The sequence below is a fragment of the Streptococcus sp. UBA4344 genome (assembly GCF_002393675.1).
Lineage (GTDB): Bacteria > Bacillota > Bacilli > Lactobacillales > Streptococcaceae > Streptococcus > Streptococcus vicugnae.
In genome coordinates, this window is the sequence record NZ_DGTE01000046.1 from 38,770 (window position 1) to 64,599 (window position 25,830).

Here is a 25,830-nt window from a genome sequence, read left to right on the forward strand (position 1 = left end):
TAATTAAGTGGCCATTAAATAGAGCCACTTAATTTTCAATATTATCCCATTAAAGAGGTTTTTTATTTGGCATACCCGCCTTACGTGGGTATTTGTTTGGAGTTTCTTTTTTCTTTTCAAGGATTGTGATTTGACGACTATCACCATTTGGTAATTCATAATGATAGTTTTCAATGAGTTTTGAAAAGAGAACTGACATGGCATTTTTAGCATCAGCCAATTCTTCTTCAGCAGCAGATGCTTTAAGAGCAATTAACTGACCACCAACTTTTAAGAAAGGAATGGTTAATTCAGTCAAAACTTGAAGACGAGCTACTGCACGTGCTGTAACGATGTCATAGCTAGCGCGGAATGCTTTATCTTGTCCATAATCTTCAGCACGGCCATGGTAGAAATGAACGCCATCTAGACCCAGCTCTTCTGCTAAGAGATTAAGGAAATTGATGCGTTTGTTTAGAGAATCAATGATTGTAACATCAATATCTGGACACAAGATTTTAATAGGAATACTTGGAAAACCAGCGCCAGCTCCAATGTCCAAAAGTCGAATGGCTTGATTAGTGATTTTACCTTGCAAAACGGGTGCGATAGAATCATAAAAATGTTTGAGGTAGATGCCTTCTTTATCTGTGATGGCTGTCAAATTGATTTTTTGATTCCATTCAACCAAAAGTTCAAAGTAACGTTCAAATTGTTTCTTTTGAGTATCAGTCAAGTCAAAACCTTGCTGATGAAGTCTGTCATAAAATTCTTCAGGTGTCATGTGTTAAATTTAAAGAAAGTGATTAATCAAAATCGTATTTCTTTAAGTGTCCTTTCCATTTCAATCTATATCATCTTATTTTACCATAAAAAATTTAGGAGTGATATCTAGGACCTATTTTGGTCTAAGGGGGAAATTGTCAGAGTATTTTAGTATTCTATAGCTATTTTCTTTTAGAATGACATGAAAATTGATATAATGGTCTTGGAAGGATTTAAATCGTTTTCGTAGGAAGCTTTTTACCTAGAGCCTAGGGGTTAGAAAGCTTAATTCAGTTAGAATGGGTGTCATACCCGAGGAGGAATTTATGATTTTTATTATTATTGCTATCGTTGCTGTCCTAGTACTCTGGGGAGTTACTGCTTATAATGGACTTGTTAAAAGCCGCATGCAAACCAAAGAATCTTGGAGTCAAATTGATGTTCAACTAAAACGTCGTAACGATCTTATCCCAAATTTGATTGAAACAGTTAAAGGATATGCTGCTTACGAAGAAAAAACATTTGCTAAAATTACAGAATTACGTAGCCAAGTAGCACAAGCACAAACTCCTGCAGAAGCTATGCATGCTTCAAACGCTCTTACAAAACAATTGTCAGGTTTGATTGCGGTAGCTGAAAATTATCCTGAATTAAAAGCAAACAATAGCTTTATTAAATTGCAAGACGAGTTGACAAATACTGAAAATAAAATTTCTTATTCACGCCAATTGTTCAACACAACTACAGCAAACTACAACGTGAAATTGGAAACATTCCCAACTAACATTATTGCAGGTCTTTTCGGATTTAAACCAAGTCAATTCTTGGAAACACCTGAAGATGAAAAAGAAACACCAAAAGTGTCATTTGATTTTTAATCAATTGTATTATGCGACAATTTTTTAAGACAATTATCTTAAAAGAAAGGAATAGTAAGGAGTCTCTTTAGGTAGTTGATAAGGCTTAAAGGGGCTCTTTCAGTTAGAAAGAACATTATGTTATATGATCAAATTGCTAGCAACAAACGTAAAACGGTTGTTTTGCTATTTGTTTTCTTCTTGATTTTGGCTGCGATTGGTGCAGCCGTGGGTTATCTTTGGTTGGATAGCTTAAGCTTTGGTGTTGTTATTGCTTTGATTATTGGTGGCATTTACGCAGTGAGTATGATTTTTCAATCAACTAATGTCGTGATGTCTATGAATAATGCGCGTGAGGTAAGTGAAGAAGAAGCACCACAACTTTATCATATCGTTGAAGACATGGCCATGGTTGCCCAAATTCCAATGCCACGTGTTTTTATTGTGGAAGATGACTCGCTTAATGCTTTTGCAACTGGATCAAGTCCAGAAAATGCAGCTGTAGCAGCAACCACTGGTTTGTTAGCTTTAATGAATCGTGAAGAACTTGAAGGTGTTATTGGACACGAAGTTAGTCATATTCGCAATTATGATATTCGTATTTCAACAATTGCAGTGGCTCTTGCTAGCGCTGTAACCATGATTGCTAGTTTTGGTAGCCGAATGATGTGGTTTGGTGGTGGCAATCGTCGACGTTCTAATGATCGAGATGAAGGAGCAATGGGAATTATTGTGCTAATATTATCATTGATTTCATTGATCTTGGCTCCTCTGGCAGCGACTCTAGTTCAACTTGCTATTTCACGTCAACGTGAATTTCTTGCTGACGCTAGCTCTGTTGAATTGACTCGTAACCCAGAAGGCATGATTAAGGCACTTCAAAAGCTTGAAAATTCTTCACCAATGCATCATCCAGTAGACCAAGCAAGTGCTGCATTGTATATTAATGACCCACTTAAAAAAGGTGAACGCCTAAGTTCTCTATTCAATACACACCCTTCTATTGCAGATCGTATTGATCGTCTCCGTCATATGTAAAATAGTGAAAGCTCGCATTTATTGTGAGCTTTTTATAAAATAATAAATAATTTTTTTACGATAGTGGATTTGACATCAATAACATAAAGACAAGAGCTAAAAAAGCTGATATAATGGTATGGAAATTTAAAAGGGGTAGAATGTTGATGATAGCTATTTCAGAAATAAAGAAAAATACTGAGGGGATTGCTTTTAATGAATCTTTGAATATTAAAGAAAAATTAATGCAACGCTCAAGTGAAGTTTTAGATGTAAAAGAAGTTTCAGTAAACGGAATTGTTTCATATGATGATGGATTGTATCTTTTGAACTATCGATTGGATTATACTATTACATTGCCATCTAGTCGCTCTATGCAACCTGTGGATGTTCACCAGGTTGAAGAAGTATCAGAGGTTTTTGTTGAGTCTGCTGATCTTCACGCTAAAGAAGATTTAGTTAAAGAAAATCTTGCTTTAGTACTAGAAGATGATTTTATTGATTTGGAAGAAAGTGCAATCGATAATATTCTTTTGACAATTCCAATGCAAGTTTTGAGTGACGACGAACGTCAATCAGATGATATGCCTTCAGGTCAAAATTGGTCAGTCATGACAGAAGATCAATATGAGGCATTACAAAATGAAAAGAAAAAGGAAAATAACCCATTTTCTGCCTTAAATGGCTTGTTTGAAGATTAATATAATTTTCATTAAAAAGATAAAATTTTCTTGAATTATCGTTTACACTTTGATATACTTTTAGAGCAATATAGTATACTTGGCTGAGTAGGTCATTTTTGAGAATTGTATTAAAAAGGGATAGAGTGATGGATGATTTTTTTCTCATAAATTGAACGAAAATTAAAACGGTAACGATAGCTGTGTACTAGGCAAATTATTAGATTTTATAATCTTTACATTAAATAAAAGGTTGGTGACAATGAGTAAAAAGATTTTAATTATTGAGGATGAAAAAAATCTTGCGCGCTTTGTGTCTTTAGAATTACAACATGAGGGGTATTCAGTAGTTGTTGAGACAAATGGACGTTTGGGGCTCCAAACAGCTTTAGATGATGATTTCGATTTGATTCTATTGGACTTGATGTTGCCTGATATGGACGGATTCGAAATCACACGTCGACTTCGTTTAGAAAAAGACACTTCAATCATCATGATGACAGCTCGTGATTCTATTATGGATATTGTTGCTGGTCTTGACCGTGGAGCAGATGATTACATTGTAAAACCATTTGCAATTGAAGAATTATTGGCTCGTGTTCGTGCTGTATTCCGTCGTCAAGATGCTAATTCTAAACAAGACAAAGAAGGTCAAGCAAAAGAAGGTCTATTAGGACTTCGTTTAAATCCACAAAATCGTTCTGCAGTACGTGGTGATGATGAAATTTCATTAACAAAACGTGAATATGATTTGTTAAGCGTACTTCTTTCAAATGTTAATCGCGTGATGACACGTGAAGAACTTTTGGCAAGTGTTTGGCGTTATGATACTGACATTGAAACAAATGTCGTGGATGTTTACATCCGTTACCTTCGTGGTAAGGTAGATATTCCTGGTAAAGAATCATATATCCAAACTGTTCGTGGAATGGGTTATATTATTCGAGAAAAATAATGATAAAGTGCTTTAAAAAGTCATTATCTAAAAAAATTTCCTTAACGTCTCTTCAGTGGGTCTTGCTCATTTTATCGGTCTTTAATTTGCTTGTTTATATCGGGGTGACTCGAGTTTTTCTTGCACAAGACCGCTACAACACTGAACAAGCTATTGAAGTTGTTAGGGAGTTTTTGTCTAAAGAAACCTCTTTAACAGAGGGTAATTTATTAGACTTGTTGGAACAATTCAATGTAACCGGTTCACTTGTTGAAGATGGCAATAAAACCTATGTTTTTGACAAGCAAGGTGGTATTGATGATTTGATTTTTGATAATCAAGATGTTTCTATTTATGATAAAAATAAACAATTAGTTTTGACAACCAATAAAGTGTTATCAACAATAAAAATCGGAAAAGTTGGTGAAACGACTACACATCGTTCACCAGCTTTTAGTGGTTTTTATCAAAGTGAAAAGGTTTATTCTAAAGATAGTCGCGAGGTTATTGGCTACGTAACAGTTTACCAAGGCTTTGCTTCTTACTATATGGCACGTCACGCTTTAGTCGCGATTTTACTGGTTTCTGAACTGATTGAAGCTTGTTTGATTTTTAAACTATTAATGGTAGTTTCTCACCGTTCGTTAAAACCGTTGAGAGATTTTCAAGCGTTTTTAGAAGAGCTTTCTGAAAATCCAAGTGATTTAGCCTTGAGATCTGATATTAAATCTGGTGATGATATTGAGAAATTATCAGCAACTTTTGACAATATGTTGGAGCAAATTGAAGGATATGCGAAGCGGCAAACACGTTTTGTTAGTGATGTTAGTCACGAATTGAGAACGCCGATTGCTGTTATTAAAGGACACCTAGGGTTGCTACAACGTTGGGGGAAAGATGATCCTGAAATATTGTGTGAAAGTCTTGATGCTGCATACCATGAAGCTGATCGAATGTCTATTATGGTAAATGATATGTTGGATATGGTTCGTGTGCAAGGAAGTTTTGACCTTCACAAGGGAGAAATTACTGATTTAAGACAGGCAATCGAAGTTGTTTTAGGTAATTTCCGTATTCTGTATCCAGATTTTCGTTTCTCATTGACATCGACAATTGATGATTGTATTTATGCTGAAATTTACAAGCATCATTTTGAACAGGCTATTTTGATTTTAATTGATAATGGCGTTAAATATTCTTCAGGTAGTAAAAATATCCATGTGACTTTGGATGTTTTAGGTGATGATGCGATTGTTAAAGTTCGAGATGAGGGTGAAGGTATTTCACAAGATGATTTAAATCATATTTTTGAACGTTTTTATCGCACGGATAAGTCACGAAATCGTGTTTCGACACAAGGTGGGCTTGGGATTGGTTTAGCCATTCTTAAGCAAATTGTAGATGCTTATAACCTTAAAGTTAGTGTCAGCAGCGTTGTTGACGAGGGGACTGAGTTTACTTTAGTTATCCCGAGAGTTATGGCAGAATAACATTAAAAGACAGACTGAGCTCTCTTCTCGGTCTGTTCGTTTTTCTAATAAAGTATGACATGATATTTTCTTAGAAAAGGGAAAGCGACAACTGAGCCAGGTAGGACTGGTATTACTTTCATAATGATTGAATTTATGTTAAAATTAAGTATTAGAATAATTGGTAGAATGGGGTGTTTGTATGCGTTGTCCAAAATGTAATTATAATAAATCGAGCGTCATTGATAGCCGTCAAGCTGAGGATGGTAATGCTATTAGACGACGCCGTGAATGTGAAAATTGTCATGCGCGTTTTACAACCTTTGAACGCGTCGAAGAACTACCCTTGTTAGTCATTAAAAAAGATGGAACGCGTGAACAATTTTCTCGAGAAAAAATCTTAAATGGCATTTTCCAAAGTGCACAAAAACGTCCAGTATCCAGTGATGATATTGAACAAGTCGTGTCACGTATTGAACAAAGAATTCGTAGTGAATACGAAAGTGAAGTTCCAAGTACTGTGATTGGTAACCTTGTGATGGATGAGTTAGCTGAACTTGATGAAATTACTTATGTTCGCTTTGCCTCAGTTTACAAATCATTTAAAGATGTTGATGAGATTGAGGAACTTCTTCAGCAAATTACGAATCGCGTGCGTAGTAAGAAGAAAAGAAGTAAGCTAGATGAGACCGATTGATGAATTTTCTTATGTCAAAAATAACAAGGTTTTGTTGGATTCAGATAGTTTAACTCAGCTCTATCATCCAGTCATTGGAAATCATGCGGTTTTGTTGTATGATTATCTTTTGGCTTTCTTTGATGATGGTGTAAAACGTCACAAGTTTAGTGAAATTCTCAACCATTTACAACTTAGCATGCAGGAAGTTGAGGAAGCTTTGGCGATTTTAACAGCGGTGGATTTATTGGTTTTATACCAAACACGTGACGCCTATGTCTTGAAGTTACAGCCTGCTTTGAATCGCGAAACTTTTTTGGCTAATCCCATTTATCGCCGTTTATTGGAACAAAGAATTGGCGAAGTAGCTGTAGCAGAATTGGATGTGACATTACCTGATAATGCGCGTGATGTTTCAAAAAAATTCTCTGATATTTTTTCAGTGGATGAAAATCCTTCTGTTCCAAAGACAGTATCAAAGAATCATTTCGATTTAGATAGTTTTGAACGCTTGATGTTACGCGATGGCTTACAATTTAAGGACGAAAAGGCTGATGTTGTCTTAATTTACAGCCTAGCTGATAAATACACAATGAATTGGTTTGATACCTATCGTTTAGCAAAGAATACAGCTATTAATGGGAAAATTTCCCCACAACGAATGACTGTACAACTTGAGCAAAAAAAATCTGGTAGTGCGCAAAGTAAAGACCAATTTGATGCTAAAGAACAAGTGATTATCCGAGAAGCTAAGCAAGCGAGTGCTAAAGAATTTCTCGAAAAAATCAAGGCACCTCGTCGTGCGGTGGTTACCGAGAGTGAGCGTAAAGTGTTAGAAGAGTTAGCTAATATGAATTTCCTAGATGAAGTGATTAACGTTATGGTTCTTTACACTTTAAACAAAACACAGTCGGCAAATATCAATAAACCTTATATTATGAAGGTAGCAAATGATTTTGCTTTCCAAAAAATTGCTACAGCTGAAGCGGCAGTTCTTAAAATGCGTAGTTTTGCACAACGAAACAAAGAACGCAAGGCGAAAGCGAAAGTTACTAAAAGCAATGTCCCTGAGTGGACAGCTAAAGAATACAAGCATGTTGCGACAGCTGAAGAAAAAGCGAAACTTGAAGAGCTTAGACGTAGCATGTTAGAAGATTAAGGAGTGAGTGATGGAAAAAATCGGACAAACCTTGGCTAAACAGCTTCGCCAAAGTCGAATTGATCTTAATGAATTGACTCAAGCTATTTTAGCGGATAAGGAAATTGCTGATTTTATCACGTCAAATGGCTTGACTCAAGAGCAGATTAATCGTAGTCTTCCTAAGTTTAATCAGTTCATGGTAGAACGTGAGAAGTTTCAAAATCAAGATGCTTCTTATGTAGCAAAAGGCTATAAACCAGCTCTTAGTATGAATGAAGGTTACGCTGATGTTATTTATCTAGAGACTCGTGAATTGGTAGAAGCTAAAAAACGTCAGGATATCAAAAATCGTGTGACATTGATTGGTTTGCCAACAAGTCTTAAGCATATTTCAACTGATGATATTGACCTTGGGGATCCTAATCGTATTGAGATTTATAATTATTTGAATGATTATATTAAAAATCTTGAGGACAAACCACAAAAAGGACTCTATGTCTTTGGAACTTTTGGTGTCGGGAAATCATATTTGATGGCCTATTTGGCTAACCGCTTGTCAGCTAAGTATGGTAAATCAACAACTCTCTTGCATTTTCCAACTTTTTGTGTGGATATCAAAAATGCTATCAACACAGGTACCGTAAAAGAACAGATTGACCAAATTAAGCAATCTGAGATTCTTGTTTTGGATGACATCGGTGCTGAACAACAAAGTTCTTGGATTCGTGATGATGTCCTTCAAGTGATTCTTCAGTATCGTATGCAAGAAAATCTTTTAACGTTCTTCACTTCTAACCTTGATTTTAAGGGACTTGAAGAACATTTCTCAATCTCACGTTCTGGTGATGAAACTTGGCAAGCCAAACGTGTGATGGAACGTATTCGTTATTTAGCTCGAGAAATTCATCTTCAGGGTGAAAATCGACGTTAATTGTACAAATCATTAATAGTGATAATAGATAAAAGAATGTGAAAGGAATATCGGCGAAGGCATTTGTGATGTTTTCGTGTGGCAAACAGCCACTTAAGGCAGTGATAAACTGTTTTACCGAACAGGTATTAAGAACTATGGCTTTACCTACAGTTGCTATTGTCGGACGTCCTAACGTCGGCAAATCGACTTTGTTTAACCGTATCGCAGGTGAGCGTATTTCAATTGTTGAAGATGTCGAGGGTGTTACTCGTGACCGTATTTATACAACAGGTGAATGGCTTAACCGCAAGTTTTCATTGATTGATACAGGTGGTATCGATGATGTTGATGCTCCATTTATGGAACAAATCAAACACCAAGCTGATATCGCCATGACAGAAGCAGATGTTATTGTTTTTGTTGTATCAGGAAAAGAAGGGGTAACTGATGCAGACGAGTACGTTTCAAAAATTTTGTACCGTACTAATAAACCAGTTATTCTAGTTGTCAATAAAGTGGATAATCCAGAAATGCGTAATGATATTTACGATTTCTATTCACTTGGTCTTGGTGATCCATATCCAGTTTCATCTGTTCACGGGATTGGTACAGGGGATGTTTTGGATGCTATCGTTGAAAATCTTCCAGTCGAAGAAGAAGATGAAAATCCAGATATCATTAAATTCAGTTTGATTGGTCGTCCAAACGTTGGTAAATCAAGTTTAATTAACGCTATTCTTGGTGAAGAACGTGTTATCGCAAGTCCAATTGCCGGTACAACACGTGATGCTATTGATACAAACTTTACTGACAGCGAAGGTCAAGAATACACAATGATTGATACCGCTGGTATGCGTAAATCTGGTAAAGTTTATGAAAACACTGAAAAATACTCAGTGATGCGTTCAATGCGTGCTATCGATCGTTCAGATATTGTTCTCATGGTTATTAACGCTGAAGAAGGCATCCGTGAGTATGATAAACGTATTGCTGGTTTTGCTCATGAAGCTGGTAAAGGGATTATTATCGTTGTTAACAAATGGGATACCATTGAAAAAGATAATCATACAGTTGCTAAATGGGAAGAAGATATTCGTGACCAATTCCAATTCTTGTCATATGCACCAATTATCTTCGTATCTGCTGCGACAAAACAACGTTTGAATAAATTGCCTGAAATGATTAAGAAAATCAGCAAAAGCCAAAACAAACGTATCCCATCAGCTGTTCTTAACGATGTTATCATGGATGCGATTGCTATTAACCCAACACCAACAGATAAAGGTAAACGTTTGAAAATCTTCTACGGCACACAAGTTTCCGTTAAACCACCAACGTTTGTTATCTTTGTTAACGAAGAAGAGCTTATGCACTTCTCATACATGCGTTTCTTGGAAAATCAAATCCGTGCAGCTTTCGGTTTCGAAGGTACACCAATCAACTTGATTGCCCGCAAACGTAAATAATAAAATTTAAAGCACCCTAATGGGTGCTTTTTTTGATGTATTTTGATAAATTTCACTAAAAATAAAATCAAAAAGTCATTTTTTCAAGCTAAAGAGAGCTGAATTTGATATAATTAAAGGATAAGGAAAAAGGTGGTGGCTTAGATTGGGTAGAATGATTCCAGGTCGAATTCGCAATCAGGGTATAGAACTTTACGAACAAGGTTTGGTTGAAATTATCAGTAAGCGAGAAGATTTAATTCAGGCAGAGGTGGGCACACATCATCTACAATACTCATTAGAAGATGAACAAGTGAGATGTGATTGTGACTTTTTTGCCAAGAAAAAATATTGTGAGCATTTAGCAGCCGTAGAATATTATCTAAAGAATAATACGGAGGGAAAAGAGTTATCAGACGAACTGAGCTCACATCAAGAAATACAACAAGAAACCAAGAAGAATACTTCATTTGGCAGTGTTTTTTTGGATGGTTTGCTTATCAACGATGATGACACAACAAAATATCGCCTAGCAGCTCATGGCAATCAAAGTCCCTATTCATCCGATTATTGGTGGACTTTAAAGATTAACCGATTACCAGATGATCGTGCTTATGTCGTTCGTGACATCAAAGCCTTTTTGACTGTTGTTAAAAATGAAGGCTACTATCAGATTGGTAAAAATTATTTTGAACCTTTGTCTTTGATTCAATTTGATGAACCTAGCCAGGAGTTAATTCAATTTTTATGGCGAATTTTGCCAGATGGTGATCATCTTGATATTGATTACATTTTGCCAAATCATGGTCGAAATCTATCATTAACAAGTGGGACTTTTGAAGAAGGTATCAACCTTTTCAATGACCTGTACGATTTTTCATTTGAATACAATCATCAAACTTATGGGCAGCTGATTTTTAGACCACTAAGTGGTTCAGAAAACTTAATTCAATTTAAAGTGGTGGTTCACCGTCAATCGATTGAATTAATCATTAGTGAAAAAGAATATCAACCGCTCTTTAATAATGCCTTTTTGTTCATAAATGGGTTTATTTTCAGTTTGAATTTGAAGCAACAAAAGATTTTAACGGCTATTCGTAGTTTGCCAATTGAAGCGGATTTGGCGAAACATTTGTTCTTTGATTTAGACGACCAAGCAAAATTAGCTGCTAGTCTTTTAGATTTTAAAGAGCTTGGTAAGGTTGAAGCGCCGAAGAGTTTTGATATTCGTGATTTCAAAGTAACTTTTTATTTAGAACTCAATGAATATAAGGAAGTAGCTCTACATGTGACTTTTGATTATGGCGACGTTAGTGTCAAAAGTAAACGTGAACTAGAAGAGTTGCCTTTTGCTAGTCATTTTAAACATGAAGAAAAAGTCTTTAGAACTCTGGAAGCTAATGGTTTTTCAGCTTCATTCTCGTCTTATCATGCGCCGCTAGCTGATAAGGATTTGTACGATTTCTTCACACGAACTTTGGGACAATTAGCACGGCTAGGTCAGGTCACTTTATCTGATGAATTAGAAGAAATGCGTCAGTTTGAAGAACCCCAAGTTTCTGTTCATACTAAAGGTGGTTTGCTTGATATCTCATTTGATTTTTCAACGATTTTTGAAAATGATATTGATGATGCCTTAGAAGCACTCTTTAAAAATCAGCCATATTTTGTTAATGGTGCTGGTAAGTTAGTTGTTTTTGATGAAGAAACTCAACGTGTCAGCAGTACGTTACAAAATCTTCGTGCCAAACAGCTAGATAATGGGCATTTGCAACTGGATGCTATTTCAGCCTTTCAAATCTCAGATTTATTCCAAGGAAATGAACGCATTTCATTTTCAAAAGAATTTGAGCAGTTAGCGCATGATTTAACCCATCCTGAAAGTTTTGAGGTCACTTTGCCACCTTTACAAACACAATTACGTGATTACCAAATGACAGGTGTGCGATGGATGTCCATGCTTGACCACTATGGATTTGGTGGTATTTTAGCTGATGATATGGGACTTGGTAAAACACTTCAAACCATCGCTTTTCTAGCATCTCAGCTAAAAGAAGAAACACGCATTTTGATTTTGTCGCCATCAAGTTTAATTTATAATTGGAAAGATGAATTTACACGTTTTGCTCCTGAGATAGATGTGGCTGTTTCTTATGGTTTAAAAGCAGTGCGTGATGAGATTATTGCTGAAAATCATCAGGTGGTGATTACAAGCTACTCTTCTTTCCGTCAAGATTTTGCAGAATACAATCAGTTGAATTTTGATTACTTGATTTTAGATGAAGCACAAGTGATGAAAAATACTCAAACCAAGATTGCCCATTATTTACGCCAGTTTGAAGTTAACAATTGCTTTGCTCTTTCTGGAACACCGATTGAAAATAAATTACTTGAAATCTGGTCAATTTTTCAAATTGTTCTACCGGGTTTACTACCAGATAAGAAGCGTTTCTTGAAGATGGATGCTAAACAAGTGGCTCGGTTCATTAAGCCATTTATCATGCGTCGTCGAAAAGAAGAAGTTTTACCAGAGTTGCCTGATTTGATTGAAATTAATTATCCGAATGAATTAGGTCGTAAGCAAAAAGCTATTTATCTCGCTCAACTTCGACAAATGCAAGAAACCATCGCTGGTGCTTCTGATGCGGATATTAACCGCCGTAAAATTGAAATTTTGTCAGGAATTACTCGTTTACGTCAAATCTGTGATACGCCAGCTTTGTTTATGGATTATGATGGTGAAAGTGGTAAGCTTGATAGTTTGCGCGATTTGTTGACACAAATCAAGGAAAATGGTCACCGAGCACTTATCTTCTCACAATTTCGCGGAATGCTTGATATTGCTGAAAAAGAAATTGAAGAACTTGGTTTAACATCCTATAAAATTACGGGCTCAACGCCAGCTAACGCACGTCAAGAAATGACCCGTGCCTTTAACAACGGGTCAAAAGATACTTTCTTGATTTCCTTGAAAGCAGGAGGTGTCGGTCTTAACTTAACAGGAGCTGATACGGTTATCTTGATTGACCTTTGGTGGAATCCCGCGGTTGAAATGCAGGCCATCAGCCGAGCTCACCGTATTGGACAAAAAGAAAACGTCGAAGTCTATCGTTTAATTACACGTGGAACTATTGAAGAAAAAATCCTTGAGATGCAAGAAAGTAAGAAAAATCTTGTGACTACTGTTCTTGATGGTAATGAAACAAGAGCAAGTATGACAATAGAAGAAATCAAGGAAATTCTAGGATTAGAACATTAAATGAACAGTCAGTCTGCCCTCGAGAAAGACTGACTTTCTTTTTATGAAAACTTTGAAAAATAGGATGAATTAGTTTATAATAAAAATGCTACAAAGTTGGAGCTGAGTATAAAGATTGTGGTGCTTAGGCCTGCTTTTTAACTTGGCATTTAGTTACTAGGACAAGGGGTTATCAAGGATAAGTTCCCTATATTTCTTAGTGAGTAATGATAATTAATAACATAACACGTTAAGAAAGGATGTGACACTGTGACTAGAAATCAAAGACGCTTCCCTCTCGTTGCAGATGGGGAGCCAGTAAGCAATCCACCTAAAGTAATGGCTTTATATGAAAATGAAGATTTGATTACCAATATTCACGGAACTTATCAAGATAAAAACTATGATGATGTTACTAGAGACTATGATTTTGTTGGCAAAGATGAAAAAGATGCCAGTCGATTAGAGTCAGTATCTCAAGGTAAATCTTATGCTGAGTTAGCGCGTGAAGAAGCAAGACGTGATATTCGAAGAAAACGTCAAGCTTATCTTTCAAAAGAAGTTAAAGCGCCTTCTAAAGCTGCTTTACAACAGCAACTTAAGGCAACTTTGCCTAAGAAATCAGCAAAGCCTACTAACAGTTTGAGTCACTTGACTGAAAAGTTGCATCAAGATGATTATATCTTGGCAGAGATTCCCGTAACTTATAAAAAGCCAGATAATTCATCAACAGTAAAACCTAAGAAAAATAATTATGACTTCTTAAAACGTAGTCAAATTTATAATAAGGAAGCCTTGCAAAGTCAAAGAGATTATAAAATAGCTCAAGAGTTGAATTTAACACGCTTTGACGATGTAAAATAAACTGCTATGCAGTTGATATATAGAGGAGAAAAAATGTCTAAAACCTATCATTTTATCGGAATTAAAGGATCTGGTATGAGTGCTCTTGCTTTGATGTTGCACCAAATGGGACACAAAGTTCAAGGGAGTGACGTTAATAAATACTATTTCACACAACGTGGTTTAGAACAAGCTGGAATTGAAATTCTTCCATTTTCTGAAGACAATATCACATCAGATGTTGAATTAATTGCCGGTAATGCATTCCGTGAAGATAACAACGTCGAAATTGCCTATGTTGTGAAAAATGGCTTTAAATTCAAACGTTATCATGAATTTCTTGGTGATTTCATGCGCCAATTCACAAGTTTTGGTGTAGCTGGTGCACACGGAAAAACATCAACAACAGGTTTGATGGCACATGTTCTTAAAAATATTACTGATACATCATACTTAATTGGTGATGGTACTGGACGTGGTTCAGCTAACAGTAACTACTTTGTATTTGAATCAGATGAATACCAACGTCACTTTATGCCATACCATCCAGAATACTCAATCATTACGAATATTGACTTTGATCACCCTGATTATTTCAAGAGTATTGATGACGTCTTTGATGCCTTTAACGATTATGCAAAACAAGTTCAAAAAGCATTGTTCTTGTTTGGTGATGATCCATATCTTCGTAAAATTACTTCTGATGCAGATATTTACTACTATGGTTTCAACGATACAGATGACTTTATGGCATATGATGTTGTTCGTACAACAAATGGTTCAGCTTTCAAAGTAAAACATGGTGATGAAGAACTTGGTTCATTCCATCTCCCAGCTTTTGGTCGCCACAATATCTTGAATGCCACTGCTGTTATCGCTAACCTTTACGTAGCTGGCATTGATATGGAATTGGTAGCAGAACACATGAAGACATTTGGTGGTGTTAAACGTCGTTTCACTGAAAAAGTGATTAACAACACAACTATCATTGATGACTTTGCACACCATCCAACTGAAATCATTGCAACACTTGATGCGGCACGTCAAAAATACCCAAGTAAAGAAATCGTGGCTGTTTTCCAACCACACACATTCACACGTACAATTGCACTTTTAGATGAATTTGCAAATGCTTTGAATCAAGCTGATTCAGTTTACTTGGCACCAATTTATGGTTCAGCTCGTGAAGTTGACCACGGTGATGTTAAAGTTGAAGACTTGGCTGTTAAAATTAATAAATCAGCTAAAGTTATCAATCTTGAAAATGTATCACCATTGCTTGACCATGATAATGCTGTTTATGTCTTCATGGGTGCTGGTGATATCCAAATGTATGAACGTTCATTTGAAGAGTTGTTGGCAAGCTTGGCTAACAATACACAATAATAACCGATTATCTTGAGAAGGAGCGAAAGCTCTTTTTCTTTTGAGGAGGATTCTATGATTATAAGAAATGCGCGCCTTGAGGATTTGCAAGATATTATAACTATTGAACGTGAGAATTTTTCTGCAGAAGAAGCGGCAAGTCTAGAAGACATGAGAGCACGTATTCTGACTATCCCAGACACTTTTTTAGTAGCTGAGATTGATGGGAAGATTTGTGGCTATGTTGAGGGACCTGTTATTTCTAAACGTTATTTAACAGATGATTTATTTTGCCATGTTAATCAAAATCCTGCTACTGGAGGATTTATCGCTATTACAAGTCTATCAGTAGCGCCTGATTTTAAAGGGCAGGGGATTGGTATGGCATTACTTGCGACAATGAAGGATTTAGCGATTGCTCAAAAACGTATGGGGATTAGTTTGACTTGTCACGAGAATCTTATTCCCTACTATGAAAGAAATGGCTTCAATGATGAGGGAGAATCAGAGTCAACCCATGGTGGTTCTAGCTGGTTTAACATGGTTTGGGAGTCACCAGTAGCAGGCTGATATATTATTAAGAATAGATAACAAACCACCTCGTCAGTTGATTTTAGAATGCTTTTAGGTTATAATGGCGATTGATTAAGATTAGGAGGATAAGCTTTGACCGAATTTAACGACGATAAGCCAAAAACTCGAAAAGAAAAAAGTTTTAAGGAGCAGATTTTAGCAGAACTTGAAGAAGCCAATCGCTTACGTAAACAACATGATTTAGAGCTTCGCCAAAAAGAAAAAGAAGCAGAAGAATTTGCCCGTCGAACTGCCCAATTGATGGCTGAATATGAGGCTGAAGATCGCAGAGAGCGCCAAGAGGCTAAGATTCGAGAAGAAAAACGACGCCTTGAAGCAAAAGCTAAATCGGCTTTGGCTGAAAATCAGATTGAGACAACAATAGATAATCAAAAAATTAAGGACGTACTAAAAAATATTGATCAAACCTTTAATCCTGATGGCGCACAATCAGCTGAAGCTGATGAGCAAGAAAGTTATTTTGTGAGAGCGACAGATGGTGTGGGGTATGATGGTAATCCAGATATTTCTGATAAACCTTCAGGTGAGTCTGAATCAAAAGATGACCTTCATTTTGAGCAAGATTCTGAGCAATCAGATGAGACAGAGACAGACTTGGAGAATAAAGTGGGAACAAAACGTAGAAGAAAACGTCAAAAAACAAATAGTCTAGCTGGAAAAATTGCTTTAGTGTTAATTTCAGCAATTATCATTGCCCTACTAGCAACAGGATTCTTTGTATATCGTTACGTTGATAGTTCTATTAAGCCACTGGATAGTTCGTCAACAAAATACGTTACTGTTGATATTCCAGAAGGCTCTGGTAACAAATATATTGGACAAATTTTAGAGAAATCTGGTGTCATTAAGAGTGCAACGGTTTTTAATTACTATACAAAATTTAAAAACTATAGCAATTTTCAGAGTGGTTATTACAATTTGCAACCAAGCATGGATTTAGATGAGATCTGTAAACTCCTAAAAGAAGGAGGAACGGCTCAGCCAGAAAAACCTTCACTAGGTAAAATCTTAGTGACAGAAGGCTATACTATTAAGCAAATTTCTGAAGCTGTAACAAAGAATTCAGCTAAGAAGCATGCTTCTACACCTTATACAGCCGATGATTTCTTGAAAGTGGTTCAAGACGAAGACTTTATTTCAAAAATGTCAGCTAAGTATCCAAAACTTTTAGGAAGTCTTCCTAGTGCTGATAAAGTAACTTATCGTTTAGAAGGTTATCTTTTCCCAGCAACTTATAGTTACTACAAAAAAACAAGTATGGAAGATATTGTTGAAGAAATGATTGCAACAATGGATTCTTACATGTCTAAGTACTATGATACAATTGCTGCAAAAGGAATGACAGTCAATGATGTGCTTACTCTTGCATCATTAGTTGAAAAAGAAGGTTCAACTGATGACGATCGTCGTAATATTGCAAGTGTCTTTTATAACCGCATGAATAACAATATGCCTCTTCAAAGTAACATTGCTATCTTGTATGCGATGGGTAAACTTGGTGAAGAGACAAGTCTTGCGGCTGATGCAAGTATTGACACATCGATTGATTCACCGTATAATGTTTATACTAACACTGGTTTGATGCCTGGTCCGGTTGATGCTCCTAGCCTATCAGCTATTGAAGCAACTGTTAACCCTGCTTCAACAAATTACTATTATTTTGTTGCTGATGTTAAGACAGGTAAGGTCTACTACTCAGAGAACTTTGATGACCATCAAGCTAATGTTGAAAAATATGTTAATAGTCAAATAAATGAATAATTGATGACAAACATGGTGTGATTAACATCATGTTTGTATTTGTAGATTATCCAAAAAATAAATTTTTAGAAAAGAGATAGAAAATGGCAGAAAAAACTTATCCAATGACCCTTGCTGAAAAAGAACAACTTGAACAAGAATTAGAAGAATTAAAATTAGTTCGTCGTCCTGAAGTTGTTGAACGTATTAAAATCGCTCGTTCATATGGTGACCTATCAGAAAACTCTGAGTATGATGCAGCAAAAGATGAACAAGCATTCGTTGAAGGTCAAATCCAAATCATCGAAACTAAAATCCGTTACGCAGAAATCATTGATAGCGATGCTGTAGCTAAAGATGAAGTTGCTATCGGTAAAACAGTCACTGTTCAAGAAGTTGGAACAACTGATAAAGATGTATACCATATCGTTGGTGCAGCTGGTGCGGATATTTTCGCTGGCCGTATTTCTAATGAAAGTCCAATCGCTCAAGCTTTGATTGGTAAGAAAACAGGTGAAATTGTAACAATTGATTCACCTGCAGGAAGCTATGACGTTGAAATTATTAGCGTTGAAAAAACTGCTTAATCATAAAAAAGAGGCTGTTGAGCCTTTTTTATTTTAGGTTTAAGTCACTTCTTTTTGAATTTATAATCACTAAAAAAGATTTTTTTATTCACACTATTAGCTATTTTTTAAAATAAAAAGGGTATCAAAAACAGAGAGTTTGATTACTCTCTGTTTTTTTAATTATTTACGATTACGTTGTTTACCAGCATTGCGGTTACTTTTCTTAGGTTTGCTAAGTTGAGTAGTAGCTGTTGGTGTTACGTCTTTACGTTTTGATGATTTGTATGTTTTTGGAGGGTTCTTTTCAAATTCTTCAGCAATTTGTTTACGAAGTTTTGGTTTGATGATAAACATCGTAATCAATTGTTGAATGATAGAGAAGAAACCGCCGACTAACCAGTAAAGTAGGACACTTGCTGGCATGCTCATACCGAAGAAGACCATCATGAGTGGCATCACGTACATTGTTCCTTTCATGGCTGCACGTTGTTCTTCAGCAACAGCTTGCATTGATAACCATGATTGGAAGAAGTAGAGAATAGCGATGACAGCTGTAAGCGGCATGCTGCGACTTCCAAGGTCAATTCCTAGGAAAGTACTTTCAGCGACACCTTGTGTGTATTGAGCTGCGAAATACATAGCTGAGAAGAATGGCATTTGAACAAGAAGTGGAAGACATCCCATACCGCCAAGCATGTTAATTCCATTTTCTTTTTGAGCAGCCATCAATTCTGTTTGGGCAGCCAATTTTTCTTCTTGTGTAGTCGCATTACGCATACGTTCGTTGATTGGTGCAAAGATTGGTTTTAAGTAAGCCATCTTTTCTGATTGATAGCTTGCTTTCCATGATTGGTAAAGTCCAAGCGGAAGAATGATACAACGAACAATGATTGTTACTAAGATAATGGCTAAACCAAAGCCTAGGTTGATGTTATTGGCAAAGTATTGAATAAGTTTTGCCATCGGTTCTCCAAGTAAGTGCCAAATAGTACCTGTTGGATTACCACTTGAATCACGGCTCACACAGCCACTTAGTAAGAACAATAATGATAAGCTAAGTCCTGAAAAAAGGACACGATTTAATTTCTTTTTCAATTGTTTTTTTCCTTTTATTATAATACCCTATTATTTTACTGTTTTTTCAGTATTTTCTCAATACGTCTCCAGCCTTATTTTAGAGACTGGTTATAGAAAATGTTAATTTGCGATGCGAAAATCCTTATAGTCTTCAAAATTTGCCATTTTGACATCAACATAGGTTACTTTTGCCCATTGAGATGGTCCTTTACGGATTTCTTGAATAAATTTTGCCATTTTAGCGGAATCATCAGATTGCGCGAGGATTTCAACAGTGCCATCGTCGTTATTCCAAACACGACCGTAAATATCACCGATATTTTGAGCAAGTGCGTAGGTTGAATAGCGGAAGCCTACCCCTTGAACGCGGCCTGAGACAATTAGACGTACTTTTTTCATCTCAATTTCCTCCTATTATGTGCTATAATCTTCTTATGACTATTATAACTTCTAAATCAAATAATCTCATTAAAAAGACTAAAAAATTATTGAAAAAAAAATATCGTGAGCATTCTTACTTAATTGAAGGTTGGCATCTTTTTGAAGAAGCTGAAAAAGCTGGTGCGACCTTTTTAAATATTTTTGTTCTTGAAGAATTTGCGAATCGTGTTGAGCACTTATCAAACGTCACTTTTGTGACACAAGAAGTTCTGAGAGAATTGACTGATTCTAAAACACCTCAAGGCATTATTGCTGAAGTGGTGATGCCAAGCTTGCCTTTAGCTGATTTGAAAGTGGGTCGATACTTGGTATTAGAAGATGTTCAAGATCCTGGGAATGTTGGAACAATGATTCGTACAGCTGATGCAGCTGGTTTAGACGGAGTCTTAATCTCTGACAAATCCGCTGATATTTATAATCAAAAAACTCTTCGTTCGATGCAAGGTAGTCATTTCCATTTTCCGGTTTGGCGTACGAATGTTTATGAGGCTTGTCAGAAGTTACAACATCTTGGTGTGCCGTTAATTGCCACAACTCTATCTAAAGATTCTGTGGATTATAAAACCGTTGAGCATAAGGGCGATTTTGCACTTGTCATGGGAAATGAAGGAAATGGTATTTCTGAACAAATGACAAAGCAAGCAGATATTTTAGCTCATATCATTATGCCAGGACAAGCTGAAAGTTTGAATGTTGCTGTAGCAACTGGGATTGTTCTCTTTAATTTAATTTAAAAATCGATTAATTTTTGTGCTTGGAATTTCCTAGTCATGGTTTCAGTCTAATTTAAGTTGATATGCTATAATTAGGGTGAAAGAAGGTGATTCTCATGGTTGCATATAAAAAAGATAAAGAATTTATGGAACTTGTTGGTCATTTGATTGAACATCCTCGTTTTCAGAAATTAGATAATATAACGCAACATCATTATTCAACACGTATGGAACATTCCATTAATGTTGCTTATACAAGTTATAAGATTGCCAAAAAACTTGGCTGGGATGAAAAATCAACGGCTCGTGGTGGTCTTTTACATGATTTCTTTTATTATGATTGGCGAGAAACCAAATTCAATAAAGGACATGCTTGGGTGCATCCGAGGATTGCTGTACGGAACGCTAGAAAACTAACAACGTTAAACAAACGTGAAGAAGATATTATTTTGAAACATATGTGGGGAGCAACAATTGCTCCGCCGCGCTACAAAGAAGGTTACATTGTGACGATGGTGGATAAGTATTGGGCTATTAAAGAAGCCATTACTCCGTTTCGCAATCGTTTTGGCAAGAGAAGACGTTATAGTCGTAAGATTTTGCCAAGTAACCATCGTTAATTGAATTAATTTGTTATCTGGGAGGAGGTTATTTTGAATCAAGACAATATCATTTATACGCAGACTGATAGTGGTCTCAATCGCTTTTTTGCCAAAATCTATGGACTAGTTGGTATGGGAATTGGGTTGTCAGCCTTTGTATCATTTTTGATGCTTTATGTATTTACTGACAATATGATTAATATTATCAATAATCACCCATTTGTTTACTATGGTGCAATATTTTTAGAACTAGCTTTAGTTTTCTTAGCTAGTAATGCCGCTCGTAAAAACACACCGTCTGCTTTGCCACTGTTCTTATTTTATTCAGCTTTAAATGGCTTCACCTTAAGTTTTGTTATTGTGGCTTACACACAAACAACTGTTTTACAAGCCTTCGTTTCCTCAGCTTTAGTTTTTGGTGTCATGTCAGTACTTGGTTTTGTCATTAAAAAAGATTTGTCCGGTTTTGCTAAAGCAGCTATGGCAGCCTTGATTGGTATCATCATTGCAAGTGTTGTTAATATGTTTATTGGCTTGGATGGAATGAGCTATATCATTAGTATTATTTCAGTTTTAATCTTTTCTGGATTAATTGCTTATGATAATCAGATGATTAAGCGTGTTTATCAAAGTACCGGAGGCAATGTTGGTGACGGTTGGGCTATTTCAATGGCACTTAGCCTTTACCTTGACTTTATCAACTTGTTCTTGAATCTACTTCGTCTTTTTGGAAGTGATGATTAATTTTCTAACTAGTGTAACCTTGGTTGCACTAGTTTTTTTAGGCTTTCAGTCAAATTTCATTGGTGATTTTTAGTCTTTGTGTTATAATAGTCCTAATATTTTGAAAATTCGAGGAACTTGCTATGAAAACACCATTTATTTCAGCCAAAGAGCTTGAAAAAATTACGAATGAATTTCCAACTCCTTTTCACCTTTACGACGAAAAAGGAATTCGTGAAAAGGCTCGCGCTTTAAATAAGGCTTTTGCTTGGAACAAGGGATTCAAGGAGTATTTTGCGGTTAAGGCAACACCAACTCCAGCAATCTTGAAAATTCTCCAAGAGGAAAATTGTGGTGTGGATTGTGCAACAGAAGTTGAATTATTGATGAGCCACAAACTTGGCTTTACTGATATTATGTTCTCATCTAATGATACACCAGCGCGTGAATTTCAGTACGCTAAGGAAATTGGAGCGACGATTAATTTAGATGCTTATGAACACATCGCTTTCTTAAAAGAGGTGGCAGGTTTACCTGAGACTGTTTCACTTCGTTATAATCCAGGTGGTGTTTTCTCTCTTGGAACAGATATCATGGATAATCCTGAAGAATCAAAATTTGGCATGACCAAAACTCAATTGATTCAAGGTTTTAAAGACTTGAAAGCAGAAGGTGTCAAAAACTTTGGTATCCATTCTTTCCTTGCGTCAAATACTGTTACAAATGATTATTATCCAGAATTGGCACGTCAGTTATTTGAATTAGCTGTTGAAGTCAAAGAAAAAGCGGGTGTGACAATCAACTTTATCAACTTGTCTGGGGGTGTTGGTGTCAATTATTTGCCTGACCAAAAACCAAATGATATTGCTGTCATTGGTGAAGGCGTACACCGTGTCTTTGATGAGGTATTAGTTCCTGCAGGGCTTGGTGATGTCAAAATCTTCACTGAACTAGGTCGTTTTATGTTGGCACCACATGGCTTACTTGTGACAAAAGTTCGTCACCGTAAACAAACTTACCGAACTTATATTGGCGTTGATGCATCAGCGGTTAATTTGATGCGCCCAGCCATGTATGACGCTTATCATCACATTACTAATATGACTAATCCTGATGGCAAACTAGAAGTGGTAGATGTTGTTGGATCACTTTGTGAGAATAATGATAAATTTGCTAAACAACGCGAATTGCCAGAAGCGCGTGTTGGAGATACGCTTGTCATTCATGATACCGGTGCGCATGGTTTTTCAATGGGCTATCAATATAATGGTCGGTTGCGTTCAGCTGAGATTCTTTATCAAGAAGATGGCAGCGCCCGTCTCATCCGTCGTGCAGAAACCCCAGATGATTATTTTGCAACTATCAAAGGGTTTGATTTTGATTAAATCTAAAAGCAGTTGGTCAGAGCATTTTTGTAGCTTTGAATCAGCTGTTTTTTATACTATTTTATCTTTCGAAAAAGCTTTCAAGAATTTGTAAACTCTTTCTATTTCTGCTATAATAATTTATGTAAAAAACTTAGGAGAAAATATTCATGACAACATTTCTTTGGATTTTGTTAGTTTTGGTTGCTTTGTTTGGTGGCCTTGTTGGTGGCGTTTTTATTGCTCGTAAACAGTTTGAAAAGGAAATCGGTGAACACCCACGCTTGACGCCTGATGCGATTCGTGAAATGATGAGCCAAATGGGTCAAAAACCTAGTGAAGCTAAAATTCAACAAACGTACCGTAACATTATCAAGCAATCTAAAGCAGCTGCAGCAAAAGCTAAAAAATAATCTTTACGCTTTGGTTTGAAAAATGCTAAAGGCGGACGGCTTATTGTTTGATAGTTTTTGACCTTACATACAAGTCAGTCTTTAACAAACGTTTTCGAGCACAGAGCTCAGAAATGAATGACTCAGTTGGCTCACCAACTGAGTTTTTTATAAGTCTACATTTAGAAAGAAGACAAAAAAATTTGGATAATAGACCAATTGGTTTTTTAGATTCTGGCGTTGGTGGCTTAACCGTTGTGCGTGAATTGATGCGTCAGCTACCACATGAAGAAATTGTATATATTGGAGACTCAGCGAGAGCTCCTTACGGTCCTAGACCTGCTGAACAAATTAGAGAATACACTTGGGAATTGGTTAATTTCTTATTAACTAAAAATGTTAAGATGATTGTTTTTGCTTGTAATACTGCAACAGCTGTTGCGTGGAAAGAAGTCAAAGAAAAACTTGATATTCCAGTTCTCGGAGTGATTTTACCAGGTTCTAGCGCTGCAATAAAATCAACACGTAATGGCAAGATTGGGATTATCGGAACTCCGATGACAATTAATTCAGAAGTTTATCCTGAAAAGATAAAATCATTATCTCCCAAAATGGAAGTTAGTGGTTTGGCTTGTCCCAAGTTTGTTCCAATTGTTGAATCAAATGAAATGGGCTCAAGTGTTGCTAAAAAAATTGTTTACGAAAGTTTAGCACCACTTGTTGGTAAAGTTGATACATTAGTTCTTGGCTGTACACACTATCCACTGCTTCGTCCAATCATTCAAAATGTGATGGGACCAAATGTTAAATTAATTGACAGTGGTGCTGAGTGTATTCGCGATGTATCAGTCTTATTAAATTACTTTGAAATTAATCACAGTCGCACAGAACATGCTGTTGATCACCATTTCTACACAACAGCAAGTAGTCAACGTTTTAAAGAAATTGCGGTGAACTGGCTAGGAACTGACATTGACGTGCAACATGTTGATTTGGAAAAGTTGAACAAATAGAAATGAGATAGTAATAAATGGCTGATAAAATTTATGAGTATAAAGATAAAGAAAATTGGTTCCTTGGCGAATGGGGTGGCTTCAACGCCATTTCAGGACTTGGAAATGTTAGTGATGATGCCCTTTTTAAATTGAGCCAACAAGTTGCAAAACTTGTTGCCAGCAAATGCTGTGGTAAATGTCACGGGCACGGTGAAGGCGGATGCCATAAAGATGAATTCAATGGTTATAACGTTACAGTTGTTAAAAAATCATCTGATTTCCAATTGATTCGTTTTGTTGTTGGCATGATTAACGAAGAGACTAATCGTCATTTAGATGTGCAACAACGTGCGGGAGCTGTTGTGGTTACTGAAGATGACCGTTTGTTGTTTGTGCATTTGCCAGAAGATGGTGTTGATGCGTCAGCCTTTTTTGGAAAAACATCTGAAAATGCTTTTGGAGATACAATCTTGATTGCAACACGTAATGAAGGTAAAACAAAAGAATTTCGCAAAATGTTTGATCAACTAGGTATCAAAGTTGAAAATTTAAACAATCACCCAGAATTACCTGAAGTTGAAGAAACTGGAATGACATTTGAAGAAAATGCTCGATTGAAAGCTGAAACTATTTCAAAATTGACTGGGAAAATGGTCCTAGCTGACGATTCTGGTTTGAAAGTGGATGTTCTTGGTGGTCTTCCTGGTGTATGGTCAGCTCGTTTTTCTGGACCTGATGCAACAGATGAATCAAACAATGCTAAATTACTTCACGAATTAGCAATGGTATTTGACATGAAAGATCGTTCAGCGCAATTCCACACAACACTTGTAGTGGCTGCACCAGGTAAAGAAAGTTTGGTTGTTGAAGCGGATTGGCCCGGCTACATTGCTATGGAAGCTAAAGGTGACAATGGCTTTGGTTACGATCCACTATTTTTAGTTGGTGAAACTGGACGTCACGCTGCTGAATTGACAGCAGATGAAAAAAATGAAATTTCACATCGAGGGTTGGCTGTTAAGAAATTAATGGAGGCATTCCCAGTATGGCAAGCAGAACAATAATTGTAATGAGTGATTCTCACGGAGATCGTGAGATTATTAGCAATATTAAACAACGTTATCAAGGAGAGGTTGATGCCATTTTCCACAATGGTGATTCTGAACTTCCTAGCTCAGATCCCATTTGGGATGGTATCAAAGTTGTTCGTGGTAACTGTGACTACGATAACGGTTATCCGGACAAGTTAACAACTTACCTTGATGATATTGTCATAGCACAAACTCACGGACATCTTT

At 36.3% G+C, this 25,830-nt stretch carries 26 protein-coding genes; 23 read left to right on the forward strand and 3 right to left on the reverse strand.

The annotated features are described in order from the left end of the window. Positions 1-49: 49 nt before the first annotated feature. Entirely contained in the window at positions 50-763 is a 714-nt protein-coding gene (rsmG, locus tag B4D49_RS08925) for a 16S rRNA (guanine(527)-N(7))-methyltransferase RsmG (RefSeq protein WP_286784150.1), read from the reverse strand. A 307-nt stretch (positions 764-1,070) separates the two neighbouring features. Here rsmG and B4D49_RS08930 point away from each other — a divergent pair, with 307 nt between their 5' ends. From B4D49_RS08930 to greA, 15 genes are all read left to right on the forward strand, one after another. After that, positions 1,071-1,622 (forward strand): LemA family protein, encoded by a 552-nt coding sequence (locus B4D49_RS08930; RefSeq protein ID WP_132869960.1) that lies wholly within the window; start codon positions 1,071-1,073, stop codon positions 1,620-1,622. A 117-nt stretch (positions 1,623-1,739) separates the two neighbouring features. Then, entirely contained in the window at positions 1,740-2,639 is a 900-nt protein-coding gene (htpX, locus tag B4D49_RS08935) for a zinc metalloprotease HtpX (RefSeq protein WP_132869959.1), read from the forward strand. 146 nt (positions 2,640-2,785) lie between these two features. After that, on the forward strand, positions 2,786-3,319 hold the full coding sequence (locus B4D49_RS08940) for a YceD family protein (RefSeq protein ID WP_286784151.1): 534 nt from the start codon (positions 2,786-2,788) through the stop codon (positions 3,317-3,319). A gap of 241 nt (positions 3,320-3,560) precedes the next feature. After that, a complete protein-coding gene (locus B4D49_RS08945; protein WP_199543042.1) occupies positions 3,561-4,253 on the forward strand; it encodes a response regulator transcription factor in 693 nt (230 codons plus the stop codon). Beyond that, positions 4,253-5,722, forward strand: a complete 1,470-nt coding sequence (locus B4D49_RS08950; RefSeq protein WP_288941083.1) for a sensor histidine kinase — start codon at positions 4,253-4,255, stop codon at positions 5,720-5,722. Before B4D49_RS08945 ends, B4D49_RS08950 begins: the two co-directional genes overlap by 1 nt. Positions 5,723-5,903: 181 nt before the next feature. Next, positions 5,904-6,398: a transcriptional regulator NrdR gene (gene nrdR, locus B4D49_RS08955; RefSeq protein ID WP_199543028.1), complete on the forward strand. Its 495-nt coding sequence runs from the start codon at positions 5,904-5,906 to the stop codon at positions 6,396-6,398. Beyond that, positions 6,385-7,536, forward strand: coding sequence for a DnaD domain protein (locus tag B4D49_RS08960; RefSeq protein WP_286784153.1), 1,152 nt, complete (start codon positions 6,385-6,387; stop codon positions 7,534-7,536). Before nrdR ends, B4D49_RS08960 begins: the two co-directional genes overlap by 14 nt. Before the next feature lie 10 nt (positions 7,537-7,546). Beyond that, entirely contained in the window at positions 7,547-8,449 is a 903-nt protein-coding gene (dnaI, locus tag B4D49_RS08965) for a primosomal protein DnaI (RefSeq protein WP_132868745.1), read from the forward strand. A gap of 137 nt (positions 8,450-8,586) precedes the next feature. After that, positions 8,587-9,897, forward strand: a complete 1,311-nt coding sequence (der, locus tag B4D49_RS08970; protein WP_132868746.1) for a ribosome biogenesis GTPase Der — start codon at positions 8,587-8,589, stop codon at positions 9,895-9,897. Positions 9,898-10,042: 145 nt separating this feature from the next. Beyond that, positions 10,043-13,135: a DEAD/DEAH box helicase gene (locus tag B4D49_RS08975; protein ID WP_286784154.1), complete on the forward strand. Its 3,093-nt coding sequence runs from the start codon at positions 10,043-10,045 to the stop codon at positions 13,133-13,135. 249 nt (positions 13,136-13,384) lie between these two features. Beyond that, a complete protein-coding gene (locus tag B4D49_RS08980; protein WP_132868748.1) occupies positions 13,385-13,978 on the forward strand; it encodes a hypothetical protein in 594 nt (197 codons plus the stop codon). A gap of 33 nt (positions 13,979-14,011) precedes the next feature. Next, positions 14,012-15,343, forward strand: a complete 1,332-nt coding sequence (gene murC / locus B4D49_RS08985; RefSeq protein WP_286784155.1) for a UDP-N-acetylmuramate--L-alanine ligase — start codon at positions 14,012-14,014, stop codon at positions 15,341-15,343. 54 nt (positions 15,344-15,397) lie between these two features. After that, a complete protein-coding gene (locus B4D49_RS08990; RefSeq protein ID WP_286784156.1) occupies positions 15,398-15,892 on the forward strand; it encodes a GNAT family N-acetyltransferase in 495 nt (164 codons plus the stop codon). 96 nt (positions 15,893-15,988) lie between these two features. Continuing rightward, positions 15,989-17,677 (forward strand): endolytic transglycosylase MltG, encoded by a 1,689-nt coding sequence (gene mltG / locus B4D49_RS08995; RefSeq protein WP_286784157.1) that lies wholly within the window; start codon positions 15,989-15,991, stop codon positions 17,675-17,677. An 83-nt stretch (positions 17,678-17,760) separates the two neighbouring features. Further along, a complete protein-coding gene (gene greA, locus B4D49_RS09000) occupies positions 17,761-18,243 on the forward strand; it encodes a transcription elongation factor GreA (protein ID WP_132868752.1) in 483 nt (160 codons plus the stop codon). A gap of 162 nt (positions 18,244-18,405) precedes the next feature. Here the strand turns inward: greA and yidC are convergent, their stop codons facing one another. Next, the gene (gene yidC, locus B4D49_RS09005) at positions 18,406-19,320 is read right to left on the reverse strand and encodes a membrane protein insertase YidC (RefSeq protein WP_286784158.1); all 915 of its coding nucleotides are present in this window, start codon (positions 19,318-19,320) and stop codon (positions 18,406-18,408) included. Positions 19,321-19,422: 102 nt separating this feature from the next. Further along, entirely contained in the window at positions 19,423-19,701 is a 279-nt protein-coding gene (locus tag B4D49_RS09010; protein ID WP_132869732.1) for an acylphosphatase, read from the reverse strand. A gap of 35 nt (positions 19,702-19,736) precedes the next feature. On the opposite strand from B4D49_RS09010, the gene B4D49_RS09015 reads away from it, so the two are divergent. From B4D49_RS09015 to B4D49_RS09050, 8 genes are all read left to right on the forward strand, one after another. Then, entirely contained in the window at positions 19,737-20,477 is a 741-nt protein-coding gene (locus B4D49_RS09015; protein WP_286784159.1) for a TrmH family RNA methyltransferase, read from the forward strand. 95 nt (positions 20,478-20,572) lie between these two features. Further along, the gene (locus B4D49_RS09020) at positions 20,573-21,076 is read left to right on the forward strand and encodes an HDIG domain-containing metalloprotein (RefSeq protein ID WP_132869730.1); all 504 of its coding nucleotides are present in this window, start codon (positions 20,573-20,575) and stop codon (positions 21,074-21,076) included. Positions 21,077-21,109: 33 nt separating this feature from the next. Next, positions 21,110-21,802, forward strand: coding sequence for a Bax inhibitor-1/YccA family protein (locus tag B4D49_RS09025; RefSeq protein ID WP_074482462.1), 693 nt, complete (start codon positions 21,110-21,112; stop codon positions 21,800-21,802). 122 nt (positions 21,803-21,924) lie between these two features. After that, positions 21,925-23,166 (forward strand): diaminopimelate decarboxylase, encoded by a 1,242-nt coding sequence (locus B4D49_RS09030; protein ID WP_199542994.1) that lies wholly within the window; start codon positions 21,925-21,927, stop codon positions 23,164-23,166. 149 nt (positions 23,167-23,315) lie between these two features. After that, on the forward strand, positions 23,316-23,558 hold the full coding sequence (locus B4D49_RS09035) for a YneF family protein (RefSeq protein WP_006532899.1): 243 nt from the start codon (positions 23,316-23,318) through the stop codon (positions 23,556-23,558). A gap of 182 nt (positions 23,559-23,740) precedes the next feature. Next, positions 23,741-24,550 (forward strand): glutamate racemase, encoded by an 810-nt coding sequence (racE, locus tag B4D49_RS09040; RefSeq protein WP_286784160.1) that lies wholly within the window; start codon positions 23,741-23,743, stop codon positions 24,548-24,550. 17 nt (positions 24,551-24,567) lie between these two features. After that, a complete protein-coding gene (locus B4D49_RS09045; RefSeq protein WP_132869775.1) occupies positions 24,568-25,596 on the forward strand; it encodes a nucleoside-triphosphate diphosphatase in 1,029 nt (342 codons plus the stop codon). Continuing rightward, positions 25,578-25,830: metallophosphoesterase family protein (locus tag B4D49_RS09050; RefSeq protein ID WP_286784161.1), on the forward strand; the 253-nt coding region annotated here is incomplete at its 3' end. The genes B4D49_RS09045 and B4D49_RS09050, both read left to right, overlap by 19 nt.

Bases quoted from the DNA above. Each gene is read 5' to 3' on its own strand.
- rsmG (WP_286784150.1), bottom strand. From the start codon at position 763: ATGACACCTGAAGAATTTTATGACAGACTTCATCAGCAAGGTTTTGAC.
- B4D49_RS08930 (WP_132869960.1), top strand. From the start codon at position 1,071: ATGATTTTTATTATTATTGCTATCGTTGCTGTCCTAGTACTCTGGGGA.
- htpX (WP_132869959.1), top strand. From the start codon at position 1,740: ATGTTATATGATCAAATTGCTAGCAACAAACGTAAAACGGTTGTTTTG.
- B4D49_RS08940 (WP_286784151.1), top strand. From the start codon at position 2,786: ATGATAGCTATTTCAGAAATAAAGAAAAATACTGAGGGGATTGCTTTT.
- B4D49_RS08945 (WP_199543042.1), top strand. From the start codon at position 3,561: ATGAGTAAAAAGATTTTAATTATTGAGGATGAAAAAAATCTTGCGCGC.
- B4D49_RS08950 (WP_288941083.1), top strand. From the start codon at position 4,253: ATGATAAAGTGCTTTAAAAAGTCATTATCTAAAAAAATTTCCTTAACG.
- nrdR (WP_199543028.1), top strand. From the start codon at position 5,904: ATGCGTTGTCCAAAATGTAATTATAATAAATCGAGCGTCATTGATAGC.
- B4D49_RS08960 (WP_286784153.1), top strand. From the start codon at position 6,385: ATGAGACCGATTGATGAATTTTCTTATGTCAAAAATAACAAGGTTTTG.
- dnaI (WP_132868745.1), top strand. From the start codon at position 7,547: ATGGAAAAAATCGGACAAACCTTGGCTAAACAGCTTCGCCAAAGTCGA.
- der (WP_132868746.1), top strand. From the start codon at position 8,587: ATGGCTTTACCTACAGTTGCTATTGTCGGACGTCCTAACGTCGGCAAA.
- murC (WP_286784155.1), top strand. From the start codon at position 14,012: ATGTCTAAAACCTATCATTTTATCGGAATTAAAGGATCTGGTATGAGT.
- B4D49_RS08990 (WP_286784156.1), top strand. From the start codon at position 15,398: ATGATTATAAGAAATGCGCGCCTTGAGGATTTGCAAGATATTATAACT.
- greA (WP_132868752.1), top strand. From the start codon at position 17,761: ATGGCAGAAAAAACTTATCCAATGACCCTTGCTGAAAAAGAACAACTT.
- B4D49_RS09010 (WP_132869732.1), bottom strand. From the start codon at position 19,701: ATGAAAAAAGTACGTCTAATTGTCTCAGGCCGCGTTCAAGGGGTAGGC.
- B4D49_RS09015 (WP_286784159.1), top strand. From the start codon at position 19,737: ATGACTATTATAACTTCTAAATCAAATAATCTCATTAAAAAGACTAAA.
- B4D49_RS09020 (WP_132869730.1), top strand. From the start codon at position 20,573: ATGGTTGCATATAAAAAAGATAAAGAATTTATGGAACTTGTTGGTCAT.
- B4D49_RS09030 (WP_199542994.1), top strand. From the start codon at position 21,925: ATGAAAACACCATTTATTTCAGCCAAAGAGCTTGAAAAAATTACGAAT.
- B4D49_RS09035 (WP_006532899.1), top strand. From the start codon at position 23,316: ATGACAACATTTCTTTGGATTTTGTTAGTTTTGGTTGCTTTGTTTGGT.
- B4D49_RS09045 (WP_132869775.1), top strand. From the start codon at position 24,568: ATGGCTGATAAAATTTATGAGTATAAAGATAAAGAAAATTGGTTCCTT.